This window comes from Streptomyces sp. NPDC059917, assembly GCF_042730635.1.
Classification (GTDB): Bacteria; Actinomycetota; Actinomycetes; order Streptomycetales; family Streptomycetaceae; genus Streptomyces.
The window spans coordinates 23,742-39,120 of the sequence record NZ_JBHWLC010000040.1 but is presented as its reverse complement, the minus strand read 5'-3'; the positions used below and the strand labels follow the sequence as shown (position 1 = coordinate 39,120).

Annotated in this window: 12 protein-coding genes; all 12 read left to right on the top strand. The window is 68.0% G+C overall.

What is annotated here, in order from left to right:
- Positions 1–49: 49 nt before the first annotated feature.
- The 12 genes from typA (at position 50) to ACFWAR_RS22860 (ending at position 15,194) form a co-directional block, all read left to right on the top strand.
- Complete coding sequence (typA, locus tag ACFWAR_RS22915) at positions 50–1,948, top strand: translational GTPase TypA (protein WP_385780051.1); 1,899 nt, start codon at positions 50–52, stop codon at positions 1,946–1,948.
- A gap of 416 nt (positions 1,949–2,364) precedes the next feature.
- Positions 2,365–4,011, top strand: a complete 1,647-nt coding sequence (locus ACFWAR_RS22910) for an ABC transporter substrate-binding protein (RefSeq protein ID WP_385780049.1) — start codon at positions 2,365–2,367, stop codon at positions 4,009–4,011.
- 182 nt (positions 4,012–4,193) lie between these two features.
- Positions 4,194–5,117: an ABC transporter permease gene (locus ACFWAR_RS22905; RefSeq protein ID WP_354379626.1), complete on the top strand. Its 924-nt coding sequence runs from the start codon at positions 4,194–4,196 to the stop codon at positions 5,115–5,117.
- Between the two features lie 31 nt (positions 5,118–5,148).
- Positions 5,149–6,081, top strand: coding sequence for an ABC transporter permease (locus ACFWAR_RS22900; protein WP_385780045.1), 933 nt, complete (start codon positions 5,149–5,151; stop codon positions 6,079–6,081).
- 16 nt (positions 6,082–6,097) lie between these two features.
- Positions 6,098–7,153, top strand: a complete 1,056-nt coding sequence (locus ACFWAR_RS22895) for an ABC transporter ATP-binding protein (RefSeq protein WP_385780043.1) — start codon at positions 6,098–6,100, stop codon at positions 7,151–7,153.
- Positions 7,146–8,294 carry an ABC transporter ATP-binding protein gene (locus tag ACFWAR_RS22890; RefSeq protein ID WP_385780040.1) on the top strand — a complete coding sequence of 383 codons (1,149 nt, stop codon included), beginning with the start codon at positions 7,146–7,148 and terminating at the stop codon, positions 8,292–8,294. Before ACFWAR_RS22895 ends, ACFWAR_RS22890 begins: the two co-directional genes overlap by 8 nt.
- 143 nt (positions 8,295–8,437) lie before the next feature.
- Positions 8,438–9,367, top strand: a complete 930-nt coding sequence (locus tag ACFWAR_RS22885) for a GNAT family N-acetyltransferase (RefSeq protein WP_385780037.1) — start codon at positions 8,438–8,440, stop codon at positions 9,365–9,367.
- A 144-nt stretch (positions 9,368–9,511) separates the two neighbouring features.
- The gene (locus ACFWAR_RS22880) at positions 9,512–11,137 is read left to right on the top strand and encodes an ABC transporter substrate-binding protein (protein WP_385780034.1); all 1,626 of its coding nucleotides are present in this window, start codon (positions 9,512–9,514) and stop codon (positions 11,135–11,137) included.
- 89 nt (positions 11,138–11,226) lie between these two features.
- On the top strand, positions 11,227–12,150 hold the full coding sequence (locus ACFWAR_RS22875) for an ABC transporter permease (protein WP_385780031.1): 924 nt from the start codon (positions 11,227–11,229) through the stop codon (positions 12,148–12,150).
- Positions 12,143–13,147, top strand: a complete 1,005-nt coding sequence (locus tag ACFWAR_RS22870) for an ABC transporter permease (protein WP_385780029.1) — start codon at positions 12,143–12,145, stop codon at positions 13,145–13,147. Before ACFWAR_RS22875 ends, ACFWAR_RS22870 begins: the two co-directional genes overlap by 8 nt.
- A gap of 12 nt (positions 13,148–13,159) precedes the next feature.
- The gene (locus ACFWAR_RS22865) at positions 13,160–14,134 is read left to right on the top strand and encodes an ABC transporter ATP-binding protein (protein ID WP_385780026.1); all 975 of its coding nucleotides are present in this window, start codon (positions 13,160–13,162) and stop codon (positions 14,132–14,134) included.
- A complete protein-coding gene (locus tag ACFWAR_RS22860) occupies positions 14,127–15,194 on the top strand; it encodes an ABC transporter ATP-binding protein (protein ID WP_385780023.1) in 1,068 nt (355 codons plus the stop codon). Before ACFWAR_RS22865 ends, ACFWAR_RS22860 begins: the two co-directional genes overlap by 8 nt.
- Positions 15,195–15,379: the final 185 nt, after the last annotated feature.

The following is a 15,379-nucleotide window of genomic DNA, read 5'->3' as shown; positions in this document are numbered from 1 at the left end:
CCGGACCGTACGCGACGCCATCCACGATTCCGGGAGAAGCGCCGCCAGTATGACCACGCGCCACGACATTCGTAATGTAGCCATCGTCGCCCACGTCGACCATGGCAAGACGACCCTCGTCGACGCCATGCTGAAGCAGGCAGGTGCCTTCGCCGCCCACCAGCACCTCGACGACCGCATGATGGACTCGAACGACCTGGAGCGCGAGAAGGGCATCACCATTCTCGCGAAGAACACCGCGGTCAAGTACCACCCGAAGGAGGGTGGCGCGCCGATCACGATCAACATCATCGACACCCCGGGTCACGCCGACTTCGGTGGTGAGGTCGAGCGCGGCCTGTCCATGGTCGACGCGGTCGTCCTCCTCGTCGACGCCTCCGAGGGCCCGCTGCCGCAGACGCGCTTCGTGCTCCGCAAGGCGCTGCAGGCGAAGATGCCCGTCATCCTCTGCATCAACAAGACCGACCGCCCCGACTCGCGGATCGACGAGGTCGTCAACGAGACGTACGACCTCTTCCTCGACCTGGACGCGGACGAGGACCAGATCGAATTCCCGATCGTCTACGCCTGCGCCCGTGACGGCGTCGCCTCGCTGACCAAGCCCGAGGACGGCACCGTCCCGGCCGACAGCGAGAACCTCGAGCCGTTCTTCTCGACGATCCTGGCCCACGTGCCGGCTCCCGAGTACGACGAGGACGCGCCGCTCCAGGCCCACGTCACCAACCTGGACGCCGACAACTTCCTCGGCCGCATCGCGCTGCTCCGCGTCGAGCAGGGCGAGCTGCGCAAGGGTCAGACGGTCACCTGGATCAAGCGCGACGGTTCGCAGTCGAACGTCCGCATCACCGAGCTCCTCATGACCGAGGCGCTCACCCGCAAGCCCGCCGAGGTGGCGGGCCCGGGTGACATCTGCGCGGTCGCCGGCATCCCCGACATCATGATCGGCGAGACCCTGGCCGACCCGGAGAACCCGATCGCGCTCCCGCTGATCACGGTCGACGAGCCCGCGATCTCCATGACCATCGGTACGAACACCTCCCCGATGGTCGGCCGCGGCGGCAGCGGCAAGGGCGCGGACGCCAAGTCCGCGGTCAAGGACCGCAAGGTCACCGCCCGCCAGGTCAAGGACCGTCTGGACCGCGAGCTGATCGGTAACGTCTCGCTGCGCGTCCTGGACACCGAGCGCCCCGACGCCTGGGAGGTGCAGGGCCGCGGTGAGCTGGCGCTGGCCATCCTGGTCGAGCAGATGCGCCGCGAGGGCTTCGAGCTGACCATCGGCAAGCCGCAGGTCGTCACGCAGCTCGTCGACGGCAAGGTGCACGAGCCGGTCGAGCGCATGACCATCGACGTCCCCGAGGAGCACATGGGCGCGGTCACGCAGCTCATGGGCGTCCGCAAGGGCCGCATGGACAACATGTCGAACCACGGCTCCGGCTGGGTCCGCATGGAGTTCGTCGTCCCGTCGCGAGGCCTCATCGGCTTCCGCACGGAGTTCCTCACCAACACCCGCGGTACGGGCATCGCCCACTCGATCCACGAGGGCCTGGAGCCGTGGTTCGGCGAGCTGAAGACCCGTAACAACGGTTCGCTGGTCGCCGACCGCTCCGGTGCGGTCACGCCGTTCGCCATGATCAACCTGCAGGAGCGCGGCGTCCTGTTCACCGACCCCGGCACCGAGGTGTACGAGGGCATGATCATCGGCGAGAACTCGCGCGCCGACGACATGGACGTGAACATCACCAAGGAGAAGAAGCTCACGAACATGCGTGCGGCTTCCGCGGACAACACGGAGAACGTGGTGCCCCCGCGCAAGCTGTCGCTGGAGCAGTCCCTGGAGTTCTGCCGCGACGACGAGTGCGTCGAGGTGACCCCGGAGGCCGTCCGCATCCGCAAGGTCGTTCTGGACCAGAAGGAGCGCGGCCGCTCGTCCTCGCGCGCCAAGCGGTAATTGCCGCGAACGTCACGTTTTGTGACTCGACCCCTTCCCCACGGGTTCCGTGGTGGAGGGGTCGTTCGCTTTTGTCAAGCGGATTGTCTCGTTCACGTGTCCGTATATCGGGCATCACGCTCCGGAAGGTGTACTAACCGTCCGTTTCGCGGGTGTCTGTCTAGGCTCAGTTTGTCCGTATTTCGGACTACTGACCTGTAGTGATGTTGTCAAAACGAGACCCTTTAAGTGTGGTTTACGGGTCGGCCGTACTTAATAGTTGGCACCAAGCTCGGGTCAATGGGTCACGCACTGTGGGGAGTGTCGACTCACGAGCACACTGTGGGTAACTCATCGCGTCATCGCTGTCAGGGGTGTCAGCGTGCGATCGAGTACCCCGTCTTGTAGTGACAAGTGGACTCATGAGGAGGAAACCCATGCGTGGTGCTCAGAGCGCCAAGTGGGTCGCGGGCGCGGCAATCATTGCCCTGGCCGCGACTGCCTGTGGTGGCGGTGACGGCGACAAGAAGGCTTCGGGTCCCGCTGGCGGTACCTTCCGCCTCGGCATCACCGAGCCGGTCGCGATCGACCCGTACAACACGCAGGAGTCTGAGGGCGCCCTGGTCGCGCACAACCTCTTCACCGGCCTGTACAGCGCGACGCCGGACGGCAAGCTGAAGCCGGCCCTGGCCGAGTCGTTCACCACGAGCGACGACGGCAAGACCTGGACCTTCAAGATCAAGGCCGGCACCAAGTTCTCCAACGGTGAAGTGGTCGACGCGGAGTCGTTCATCCGTGGTTGGACCCGCACCGTCGCGAAGGCCTCGGCCTCCGACGTCGCGTACCCGATGGACGGAATCGTCGGCTACAAGGAGCTCAACGGCGGCACCAGCGACAAGTTCGCCGGTCTGTCGGCTCCGGACGCCAACACGCTGAAGGTCGAGCTGTCCGCGGCTGACTTCGAGTTCGACAAGAAGACCGTCCACACGGTCTTCAGCCCCGTTCCGAAGGCCGCCGGCGCCGCCAACAACAAGGCGTACAACGACGCTCCCATCGGCAACGGCCCCTTCAAGATGGAGGGTTCGTGGCAGCACAACAAGTCCATCACCATGGTCCGTAACGACGACTACGGCCTGGAGAAGGCGAAGCTCGCCAAGGTTGAGATCTCGATCCTCAACTCGGCCAACGCCGCCACCCTCGAGTACCAGGGCTACCAGGCGGGTAGCTTCGACTGGGCCCGTATGCCCACGCCGCAGCTGCCGGTCGCCAAGGCCAAGTACTCGGCCAAGAAGCAGTGGATCGAAGCCGACACCTCGGGTATCAACTACCTGGTCGTCTTCAACCAGAACGCGCCGATGAACAACGTCGACGCGCGCAAGGCGATCTCCTACGCGATCGACCGCGAGGCCATCGCCAAGGGCGTCTTCCAGGGCATGCAGAAGCCCGCCACGTCCGTGCTCCCGCCCTCGTTCGCGGACACGTACACCAACAACCTCTGCACCTCCTGCATCAAGCAGGACCCGGCCAAGGCCAAGGAGCTCGCGGCCAAGGGCGGCCTGAAGCCGGGCACCGTCCTGGACTTCGGCTACAACACCGGTGGCGGCCACGAAGAGTGGGTCCAGGCCATCGCGCAGCAGCTGAAGGACGTCCTCGGCCTCGAGGTCAAGCTGAACGGCAAGCCGTTCAAGGAGGCCCTGGCGCAGCAGCAGGACAAGGCGACCGCCGGTATCTGGCGTTCGGCCTGGGGCGCGGACTACCCGACCCCGGACAACTTCCTGTTCCCGCTGCTCGACTCGGGTTCGATCAACGAGGACCCCGCCACGGGCAAGGCCCAGGGTGACAACCGCGGTCGCTACAACAACCCGAAGTTCGACGAGCTGATCACCAAGGCTCGCGCCACCAAGGACCCGGCCGCTCGCGCCGCGGTCTACAAGGAGGCCGAGAAGATCGCCGTCGAGGACGACCAGGCGCTGATCCCGACCTGGAAGCGCACGCAGTACCGCCTCGCGAACACGGACAAGTTCAGCAACATGGCGATGGACTTCTTCGAGGACCCGAACCTCGCGGAAATCTCCGCCAAGTAGTCGTACTTCTTCACCAGTAGGTAGGCGAAGGCTGTGGGGGCCGGAGTAACTTCTTCGGTCCCCACGGCCTTCGCTCAGTCCCGGGCGCACCCCTCATCTCTCCCGTTCCGCGCCCGGAAGCGGCCAATCTCCCGATCGGATGATGCCGCCAACCCCCACGCTCAGTATGTGAAGGAGGCATCGTGGGCAGATATGTGATCCGGCGGCTCGGACAGATGGTGGTCGTCCTCTTCGGTGCGACGATTATTCTCTTTGGCTGTCTCTTCGTGCTCCCGGGCGACCCGGTGGGCTCGCTCGGCGGTGACAAGGCCCGCGACCCGGCGGTTGTCGAGGCGCTCCGCGAGCGCTACGGACTCAACGACCCGCTGCCGGTCCAATACGGCAACTTCGTCAAGAACCTCGTGCAGGGCGACCTCGGTGAGGACTTCACCCAGCGCCGCCCCGTGACCGAGGTGCTCCAGCCCAAGCTCGTGAACACCGCCGAGCTGGCGCTGCTGGCGATCGTCCTCGACATCGCGATCGGCCTGTTCGCCGGTCTGATCGCCGCGCTGTTCAGATACTCCTTCTGGGACGTACTGATCACGCTCCTCACGACCATGGCCGTGGGTTTCCCATCCTTCGTGATCGGCATGGTGTTCCAGAAGGTCTTCGTGATCCAGCTCGAATGGGTCCCGCTGATCTCCGACGGCACCTTCAAGTCGATGATCCTGCCGGCCTTCGTGCTCGCGATCCTCGACGCGGCGCTCGTGGCGCGGCTGATGCGCGGCACGATGCTGGAGGTCCTGCGCGCCGACTACGTCAAGACGGCCGTCGCCAAGGGTCTGCCGCGGCGCACGGTGCTCTTCAAGCACGTGATGCGGAACTCGATCATCCCGGTCGTCACGTACCTGGGTATCTCCTTCGGCTCGCTGCTCGGTGGCGCACTCATCACCGAGGCGATCTTCAACTGGGACGGCATCGGGCTCGCCCTGGTGCAGGCGGTTCAGCAGCAGAACAACCCGATCATCATCGGCGTGGTGACCTTCGGCGTCGCCGTGTTCGTCCTGCTCAACCTGATCGTCGACCTCCTCTACGCGGTCCTCGACCCCCGCATCCGTCTCGCCTGATCCCAGGCAGCCCGTTCTAGGAGTCATACCCATGACCGAGCTCACCAAGAGCACATCGGTGGCGGGGGACGCGACCGCCGTGGCAGGGGGCGCGAAGGCCGCAGAGGCCGAACCCGCCATCGCCCGCGTCACCCAGTGGGGCGAGATCCGCCACCGCTTCCTCGCCAACAAGCTGGCCGTCGTCGGCCTCGCCCTCGTCGTCGGGCTGTTCGCGGTCGCGCTGTTCGCACCGCTGATCGCGCCGCACGACCCGTACGCGCAGGATCTGACCAACACCCTGCAGACCCCGGGTGGAGCGCACTTCCTCGGTACGGACGCACTGGGCCGCGACCAGTTCTCGCGCATCATCTACGGCAGCCGCATCGCGGTCATCGTCGGTCTCGCGTCGATCTTCCTGGCCTGTGCGATCGGCATCGTCATCGGCGCCATCGCCGGCTACTTCGGCCGCGCGACGGACTCCGTCCTGATGCGCATCGCCGACGTGTTCTTCGCGTTCCCGCTGCTCATCGGCGCGATCGTGATCATCATCGCGATGGGCCGTGGTGTCACCCCGGTGATCATCTCGCTGGCCATCTTCTCCTGGCCGACGGTCGCCCGTCTGCTGCGCAGCTCGATCCTGTCGGTCCGCGAGGCCGACTACGTGCTGGCTGCGCGCGCCCTCGGCGCGGACACCCGGCGGATCATCATCCGGCACATCCTCCCCAACTCCGTCGCCGCCGTGATGGCGTACGCCGCCTTCAGCGTCGGTGGAGCCATCGTGGCCGAGGCCTCGCTGTCCTTCCTGGGCGTCGGCGTGAGCCCGGAGATTCCCGAGTGGGGCAACATGCTCGCCGGTGCCAAGGACTTCATGGGCGTCAAGGACTACCTGTGGACGTACCCCAGCATCGCGATCGTGCTGACGGTCCTCGGCTTCGTTTTCGTCGGCGACGGGCTCCGCGACGCCCTCGACCCGAAGCTGCGCTAGAAGGGCGGCACCACTTATGACTACTTCAAGCGTCACCGCAGAAGTGCCCCACCAGAGGGCAGCGGGTGCCGAGGCACCCGTGCTCGAAGTGCGCGACCTGCACGTCGAGTTCAAGACCCGCGAAGGCGTGGTCAAGGCCGTCAACGGCGTGAACTACAGCGTCTCTTCAGGTGAGACGCTGGCAGTCCTCGGCGAGTCCGGTTCCGGCAAGTCCGTGACCGCGCAGGCGATCATGGGCATCCTCGACTCGCCCCCCGGGCGGGTCTCCCAGGGCGAGATCCTCTTCAAGGGCCAGGACATCCTGCAGCTCCCGGAGAGCGAGCGGCGCAAGCTGCGCGGTCCGAAGATGGCGATGATCTTCCAGGACGCGCTCTCCGCGCTGAACCCGGTGTACTCCGTCGGCAACCAGCTGGGCGAGATGTTCCGCGTCCACCAGGGCATGTCGAAGAAGGACGCCAAGACCAAGGCCATCGAGCTGATGGAGCGGGTGAAGATCCCGGCTGCCCGCAGCCGTGTCAACGACTACCCGCACCAGTTCTCCGGCGGCATGCGCCAGCGCATCATGATCGCGATGGCGCTCGCCCTGGAGCCCGACCTGATCATCGCGGACGAGCCCACCACGGCGCTCGACGTGACGGTCCAGGCCCAGGTCATGGACCTGCTGGCGGACCTGCAGCGCGAGTACAACATGGGTCTGATCCTGATCACCCACGACCTCGGCGTCGTCGCCGACGTCGCGGACAAGATCGCCGTGATGTACGCGGGCCGCATCGTCGAGCAGGCTCCGGTCCACGAGCTGTACGGGCGCCCCGCGCACCCCTACACCCGCGGTCTGCTGGACTCGATCCCGCGCCTGGACCAAAAGGGCGAAGAGCTCTACGCGATCAAGGGGCTGCCGCCCAACCTGCTCAAGATCCCGACGGGCTGCGCCTTCAACCCGCGCTGCCCCAAGGCGCAGGACATCTGCCGCACCGACGTCCCGGCCCTGCTGCCGGTGACCGAGCGCGACGGCATCGAACTGGTCGGCCGCGGCAGCGCCTGCCACTTCTGGGAGGAGCAGATCCATGGCTGAGCTGAGCAAGAAGGACAACGCCGTGGACGACGCCACCCCGAGCCTGGCCGAGGTCGAGACCGTCGACGTCGCGTCCGAGGAAGCGGCCCTGGAGGCCATCGCGGCCCCCGTGGACCGCGGTGAGCCGATCCTGCAGGTGCGCAACCTGGTCAAGCACTTCCCGCTGACCCAGGGCATCCTCTTCAAGAAGCAGATCGGCGCCGTCCGCGCGGTCGACGGGATCTCCTTCGACCTGCACCAGGGCGAGACCCTCGGCATCGTCGGCGAGTCGGGCTGCGGCAAGTCGACCGTCGCCAAGCTGCTGATGCTGCTGGAGACGGCCACGTCCGGCGAGGTGTTCTACAAGGGCACGGACATCACCAAGCTGTCGGGGAAGGCCCTCAAGGTCGTCCGCCGCAACATCCAGATGGTGTTCCAGGACCCGTACACCTCGCTGAACCCGCGCATGACGGTCGGCGACATCATCGGCGAGCCGTACGAGATCCACCCCGAGGTGGCTCCCAAGGGCGACCGGCGCCGCAAGGTCCAGGAACTCCTGGACGTCGTGGGCCTGAACCCGGAGTACATCAACCGCTACCCGCACCAGTTCTCCGGCGGCCAGCGCCAGCGCATCGGCATCGCCCGCGGCCTCGCGCTCAACCCGGAGATCATCATCTGCGACGAGCCCGTCTCGGCGCTCGACGTGTCGGTGCAGGCGCAGGTCATCAACCTGATGGCGAAGCTGCAGGACGAGTTCAACCTGTCCTACATCTTCATCGCGCACGACCTCTCGATCGTCCGGCACATCTCGGACCGCGTGGGCGTGATGTACCTCGGCAAGATGGCGGAGATCGGCACCGACAAGCAGATCTACGACCACCCGACGCACCCGTACACGCAGGCACTGCTCTCCGCCGTGCCGGTGCCGGACCCGACCGCCCGCGAGGGCCGGGACCGGATCATCCTGTCGGGCGAGATCCCCTCGCCGGCCAACCCGCCGTCGGGCTGCCGCTTCCGCACCCGCTGCTGGAAGGCCGAGGACAAGTGCTCCTCGGAGGAGCCGCTCCTCGCGATCCCGGAGCGCTTCAAGGGCCAGGAGTCCCTGGCCGCGCACGAGTCCGCGTGCCACTTCGCCGAGGAGAAGGCCGTCCTGGCCGTCTGACCCCGGTGCGACGAGCGCCCGGGACCGGTACACCACCGGTCCCGGGCGCTCGCGCGTTCCCGGGCGCCCCCGCGCCCCCGCGGCAACTCCGACGGGGTAAAACCGCGTTGCGCGCGGACGGCCGTCCCCGGGACAGTGGGGCGATGCTGACCGTACGCCCCGCAGGGCCCGGTGACGCCGGTGACATCTGCGCCCTGCTGAACGCTGTCGACCGGATCGAGATCGGCAGGCCGGAGACCGATCTGCACACGGTCGAGGCCGACCTCAACCACCCCGAGGTGGACCTGGCCACCGACTCCTGGCTCGCCTTCGAGGACGGGCGGCTCGCCGCCTACGCCCTCGTCTGGGCGGACTCCGGACCGGGCCGGGTCGACTCCGACCACTACGTGCTGCCCGACCGGCAGGCCGCGGGCGCGCAGCTGCTGGAACTGATGGAGGCGCGGGCCCGCGAGATGGCCGCCGGAGCGCCCGGCGCCCGGCTGCGGCTCCAGCTCAACGTCCGGCCGACCCTGGACCTCGACCTCCTCGCCGGGTACGGCTGGCGCACCGTGCGCCACTACCAGGTGATGACCCTCGACCTCGCCGCGGACCCGCGCCCCGAGCCGGCGCCGCCCGCGGGCCTCGAAGGGCTCGCGCTGCGCCACTGCGCCGCCGACCCCGCCGACCCCCGGCGGGCCCACGCCCTGATCGAGAAGACCTTCGCCGCGCACTTCGGGCACGTGGACCGCCCGTACGAGGCCTGGCTGGACTACCTCGACGCCCGCGAGCTGGACTGGTCCCTGGTGTGGATCGCGAGCCTGCCCGGCCAGGGCGACGTGGGCGTCCTGCTGACGCGCGACGACCGCACGTCCATGGGCTGGCTCAGCCACATCGGCGTACGGGCGGACCAGCGCGGCCGGGGGATCGGCGGCCACCTGCTGCGGCACGCCTTCGCCGTCTACGCGGCGCGCGGCCGCGACACGCTGGGCCTCGGCGTGGACACCGACAACGAGACCGGCGCCCTCGGCCTCTACGAGCGCCACGGCATGGGCGTCCACTACGCCGTGGACACCTGGGAGCTGCCGCTGCGCTGAACGCCGTACCGGCGCTCCGTCCACTCGCACGGGTGACAGGCGTCCCCCGGGGGTGCCCAATCGGGCGCGCTTGGAGTGCGCGGACGCGCACCTGGGGTGACATTGGGTCTCCAGCGAGTCTCGGGAGCCCCAAGGAGGCACTCCATGCGCGGAGCCACCCACGCCAAGTGGGCCGCTTGTGCGGTCGCCGTCGCCCTCACGGCGACGGCATGCGGCGGCGGAAGCGACAGCGGCGGCGGTGGCGCCGGGATCATCAGTTCCTCCTGGGGCGACCCGCAGAACCCGCTGGAGCCGGCCAACACCAATGAGGTGCAGGGCGGCAAGGTCCTCGACATGCTCTTCCGCGGGCTCAAGCGCTACGACCCGAAGACCGGCGAGGCCAAGAACATGGTCGCCGACAAGATCGAGACGACCGACAGCCAGAACTTCACGATCACGCTCAAGGACGGCTGGAAGTTCAGCAACGACGAGCCGGTCACCGCACAGTCCTTCGTGGACGCCTGGAACTACGCGGCGGACGTGCGCAACAAGCAGAACAACTCGCCCTTCTTCTCGGACATCGTCGGCTACGCCGACCTGCACCCGGAATCCGGCGACCCCAAGGGCAAGACGATGTCGGGCCTGGTGGTCAAGGACGCCAAGACCTTCACGGTCGCCCTCAAGGAGAAGTTCTCCACCTGGCCCGACACCCTCGGCTACCAGGCGTTCTCCCCGCTGCCCAAGGGCTTCTTCACCGACCACGCGGGCTGGCTGAGCAAGCCCGTCGGCAACGGCCCCTACACCGTGGACTCCTACACCAAGGGCACGGCGATCAAGCTGCGCAAGTGGGAGGGGTACACGGGCGCGGACAAGGCGCAGAACGGCGGCGTGGACCTCAAGGTCTACACCGACAACAACACCGCCTACACCGACCTGATCTCCGGCAACCTCGACCTCGTCGACGACGTGCCGGCGCAGCAGTTGAAGAACGTCAAGAAGGACCTGGGCGACCGGTACATCAACCAGCCCGCCCTGATCATCCAGACGCTGACCTTCCCGCTGTACGACGCGGCCTGGGGCAAGGCGGGCATGGAGAAGGTCCGCCGCGGCATCTCGATGGCCATCAACCGCGACGAGATCACCAAGCAGATCTTCCAGGGCACCCGCACCCCCGCCAAGGACTGGACCTCCGCGGCCCTCGGCGACAAGGGCGGCTACTCGGCCACCGCGTGCGGCGACGGCTGCAAGTTCGACCCCACGATGGCGAAGAAGCTCATCGAGGAGGGCGGCGGACTGCCCGGCGGGAAGGTCACGCTGACCTCGAACGTGGACACCGGCTCGCACCGCGAGTGGATGGACGCCGTCTGCAACAGCATCAACAACGCCCTGGGCAAGGGCGCGGTGTGCACGGTCAACCCGGTCGGCACCTTCGCGGACTTCCGCAACCAGCAGAGCGCCTTCAAGCTGACCGGCCCCTTCCGCTCCGGCTGGCAGGCCGACTACCCGCTGATCCAGAACTTCCTGGAGCCGCTGTACTACACGGGCGCCTCCTCCAACTACGGGAAGTTCAACAACAAGGACTTCGACAAGCTCGTCGACGAGGCGAACCAGGAGAGCGACACGGCCAAGGCGACGGCCAAGTTCCAGGACGCGGAGAAGATCCTCGCCGAGCAGATGCCGTCCATCCCGCTCTGGTACCAGAACGGCAGCGCGGGCTACTCCGAACGCCTCTCGGGCGTCGCGCTCAACCAGTTCAGCGTGCCCGTGTACGACCAGATCAAGGTCAGCTGACCGTCCCCACCAGAGACCGGGCCTGCCGCCACCACCGTCACCATCAGTGAACCGGTGGCGGCAGTCCCGCCGACACCCTGGAGGCCTCCATGGGACGGTACGTGATCCGGCGGCTGCTCCAGATGATCCCGGTGTTCATCGGCAGCACGTTCCTGATCTTCTTCATGGTCTACGCGCTCGGTGACCCCGTGGCGGCGCTCTTCGGCGACAAGGCCCCCGACCCGGCCACCGCCGCCCGCATCCGCAAGGACCTCTTCCTCGACCAACCCCTGTGGAAGCAGTACCTCCACTACATGGGCCAGATCTTCAAGGGCGACTTCGGCACCGCCTTCAACGGGCAGAAGGTCACCTCCCTGATGTCCACGGCCTTCCCGGTCACCCTGCGCCTGACCATCGTGGCCATCGTCATCGAGGTCGTGGTCGGCATCACCCTCGGCGTGGTCAGCGGGCTGCGCCGCGGCAAGGCCATCGACACCACGCTGCTGGTGCTCACCCTGGTCGTCATCTCGGTGCCCACCTTCGTGACCGGGTACCTGCTCCAGTTCCTGCTCGGCGTGAAGTGGGGCTGGGTCCGGCCCACCGTCTCCCCGGACGCGCCCTTCAACGAGCTGATCCTGCCCGGCATCGTGCTCGCGCTGGTCTCCCTCGCCTACGTCACCCGGCTCTCGCGCACCTCCATCGCCGAGAACGTCAAGGCCGACTACGTCCGCACCGCGGTGGCCAAGGGCCTGCCGCGCGGCCGGGTGATCACCCGCCACCTGCTGCGCAACTCGCTCATCCCCGTGGTCACCTTCATCGGCACCGACATCGGCGCCCTGATGGGCGGCGCGATCGTCACCGAGCGCATCTTCAACATCCACGGCGTCGGCTACCAGCTCTACCAGGGCATCCTGCGCAACAACGCCCCGACCGTCGTCGGCTTCGTGACCATCCTCGTCATCGTCTTCCTGCTGGCGAACCTGCTCGTCGACCTGCTCTACGCGGTCCTGGACCCGAGGATCCGTTATGCCTGAGCCCGAGCGTTACGACCCGCTGCGCCCCGGCAAGGGGGAGGCGATCGCCCCCACCGGACAGGGCGGAGCCATGGATCTCGCCCTGGAGGAGGCCGAGAGCCTGGAGAAGCCGCTGGGCCCCGGCGGCCCCGGCGCGGGCGGCCCCCAGGAGAAGGCGCGTTCGCTGTGGTCCGACGCCTGGCAGCAGCTGCGCCGCAACCCGGTCTTCATCCTCTCCGCCCTCCTCATCGCCTTCCTCGTCGTCATCGCGATCTGGCCGCAGCTGATCGCGAGCGGCGACCCGCTGCGCTGCGACCTGTCCAAGTCCCAGCAGGGCCCGGCCTCCGGCCACCCCTTCGGCTTCGACACCCAGGGCTGCGACGTCTACACGCGCACCGTGTACGGCGCCCGCGCCTCCATCACCGTCGGCGTCTGCGCCACCGTCGGCGCGGCCCTCCTCGGCTCCTTCCTCGGCGGCCTGGCCGGATTCTTCGGCGGCTGGGGCGACGCGCTGCTCTCCCGGGTCGCCGACATCTTCTTCGGCATCCCGGTCGTCCTCGGCGGCCTGGTCTTCCTCTCGGTGGTCACCAGCACCACGGTCTGGCCGGTGGTCGGCTTCATCGTGCTCCTGGGCTGGCCGCAGATCGCCCGCATCGCCCGCGGCTCCGTCATCACCGCCAAGCAGAACGACTACGTCCAGGCCGCCCGCGCGCTGGGCGCGAGCAACAGCCGGATGATGCTGCGCCACGTGGCGCCCAACGCCGTCGCCCCGGTCATCGTCGTGGCGACGATCGCGCTCGGCACCTACATCGCCCTGGAAGCGACCCTGTCCTTCCTCGGCGTCGGGCTGCGCCCGCCCACGGTCTCCTGGGGCATCGACATCTCCAACGCCGCCTCGCAGATCCGCAACGCCCCGCACATGCTGCTCTACCCGGCGGGCGCGCTGAGCCTGACCGTGCTCGCCTTCATCATGCTCGGCGACGCGGTGCGCGACGCCCTCGACCCCAAGCTGCGCTGAGGAGTGGGCACCATGCTGCTCGAAGTCCGGGACCTCCACGTGGAGTTCCGTACCCGCGACGGGGTCGCCAAGGCGGTCAACGGCGTCACCTACTCGGTGGCGGAGGGCGAGACCCTCGCCGTGCTCGGCGAGTCCGGCTCCGGCAAGTCCGTCACCGCACAGGCCGTCATGGGCATCCTGGACACGCCCCCGGGCCGGATCGCGGGCGGCGAGATCCTCTTCAAGGGCCAGGACCTGCTGACCATGAAGGAGGAGGCCCGCCGCAAGATCCGTGGCGCCGAGATGGCGATGATCTTCCAGGACGCGCTGTCCTCGCTGAACCCGGTGCTCAGCGTCGGCGCCCAACTGGGCGAGATGTACGAGGTGCACCGCGGGATGTCCCGCAAGGACGGCCGGGCCAAGGCCGTCGAACTCATGGACCGGGTCAAGATCCCGGCCGCGAAGCAGCGCGTGGGGGACTACCCGCACCAGTTCTCCGGCGGCATGCGCCAACGCATCATGATCGCGATGGCCATGGCCCTGGAACCCTCGCTGATCATCGCGGACGAGCCGACCACCGCCCTGGACGTCACCGTCCAGGCCCAGGTCATGGACCTGCTCGCGGAGCTCCAGCGCGAGCTCAACATGGGCCTGATCCTGATCACCCACGACCTGGGCGTGGTCGCGGACGTCGCCGACAAGATCGCCGTGATGTACGCGGGCCGGATCGTCGAGGCCGCCCCGGTGCACGAGATCTACCGCAACCCCGCGCACCCCTACACCCGCGGCCTGCTCGATTCCATCCCGCGCCTGGACCAGAAGGGCCAGGAGCTGTACGCCATCAAGGGCCTGCCGCCCAACCTGCTGGCCATCCCGCCCGGCTGCGCCTTCAACCCGCGCTGCCCGATGGCGCAGGCCGTCTGCCGGGGCGACGTACCGCCGCTGGCGCAGGTGGCCGAGGACCGCACCAGCGCGTGCTTCTTCTGGAAGGAGTGCCTCGGTGCCTGAAGCGATCCTCGAAGTCACCGACCTGGTCAAGCACTACCCGCTGACCCGGGGCATCCTCTTCAAGAAGCAGGTCGGCGCGGTCAAGGCGGTCGACGGGGTGTCCTTCTCGCTGAACCGGGGCGAGACCCTCGGCATCGTCGGCGAGTCCGGCTGCGGCAAGTCCACGGTCGCCAAGATGCTGGTCAACCTGGAACGGCCCACGGCGGGCGCGATCTCCTACAAGGGCGAGGACCTCACGAAGTTGTCGGGCAAGGCCCTCAAGGCCGTGCGCCGCAACATCCAGATGGTCTTCCAGGACCCCTACACCTCGCTGAACCCGCGCATGACGGTCGGCGACATCATCGGCGAGCCGTACGAGATCCACCCCGAGGTGGCCCCCAAGGGCGACCGGCGCCGCAAGGTCCAGGACCTGCTCGACGTGGTCGGCCTGAATCCCGAGTACATCAACCGCTACCCGCACCAGTTCTCCGGCGGCCAGCGCCAGCGCATCGGCATCGCCCGGGGCCTCGCCCTGCGCCCCGAGATCATCGTCGCGGACGAGCCGGTCTCCGCGCTGGACGTCTCGGTGCAGGCGCAGGTGGTCAACCTGCTGGAGCGGCTCCAGGACGAGTTCGACCTGTCGTACGTGTTCATCGCCCACGACCTCTCGATCGTCCGGCACATCTCGGACCGCGTGGGCGTGATGTACCTCGGCCGGGTGGTCGAGATCGGCACCGACACCCAGATCTACGACCACCCCACGCACCCGTACACGCAGGCCCTGCTCTCCGCCGTGCCCGTCCCGGACCCGGAGGCGCGCAAGCACCGCGAGCGGATCATCCTCTCCGGGGACGTGCCCTCCCCGGCCGATCCGCCGTCGGGCTGCTCCTTCCGCACCCGCTGCTGGAAGGCGGAGAACCGGTGCGCCCAGGAAGTCCCGCTGCTGGCCGTCCCGCTGGAGCTGCGCGCCGCGGGCGGACCCGCGGCCCATCCGTCGGCCTGTCACTTCGCGTCGGAGAAGCCGGCGACCCGGCCCGCGCCGCCATCGGAACCGGGACCTCCGGATCCGCCCGAAGCGTAGTGCGCGACGCGCCGAAGAAGATCGCACGGAGCCGGCAACCGGCTTAACATGGAGGCAACTTGACCGTCTCGGCGACGAGATCCGGGCGGGGGAACCTGATCGCCGTACGGTCCGTGCGGGTGCCGTCAACCGTCCGGCGGGGTGTGAGCCCCGCCGGACGGTCGCGCGTGGTGCCTGTGCTCCTC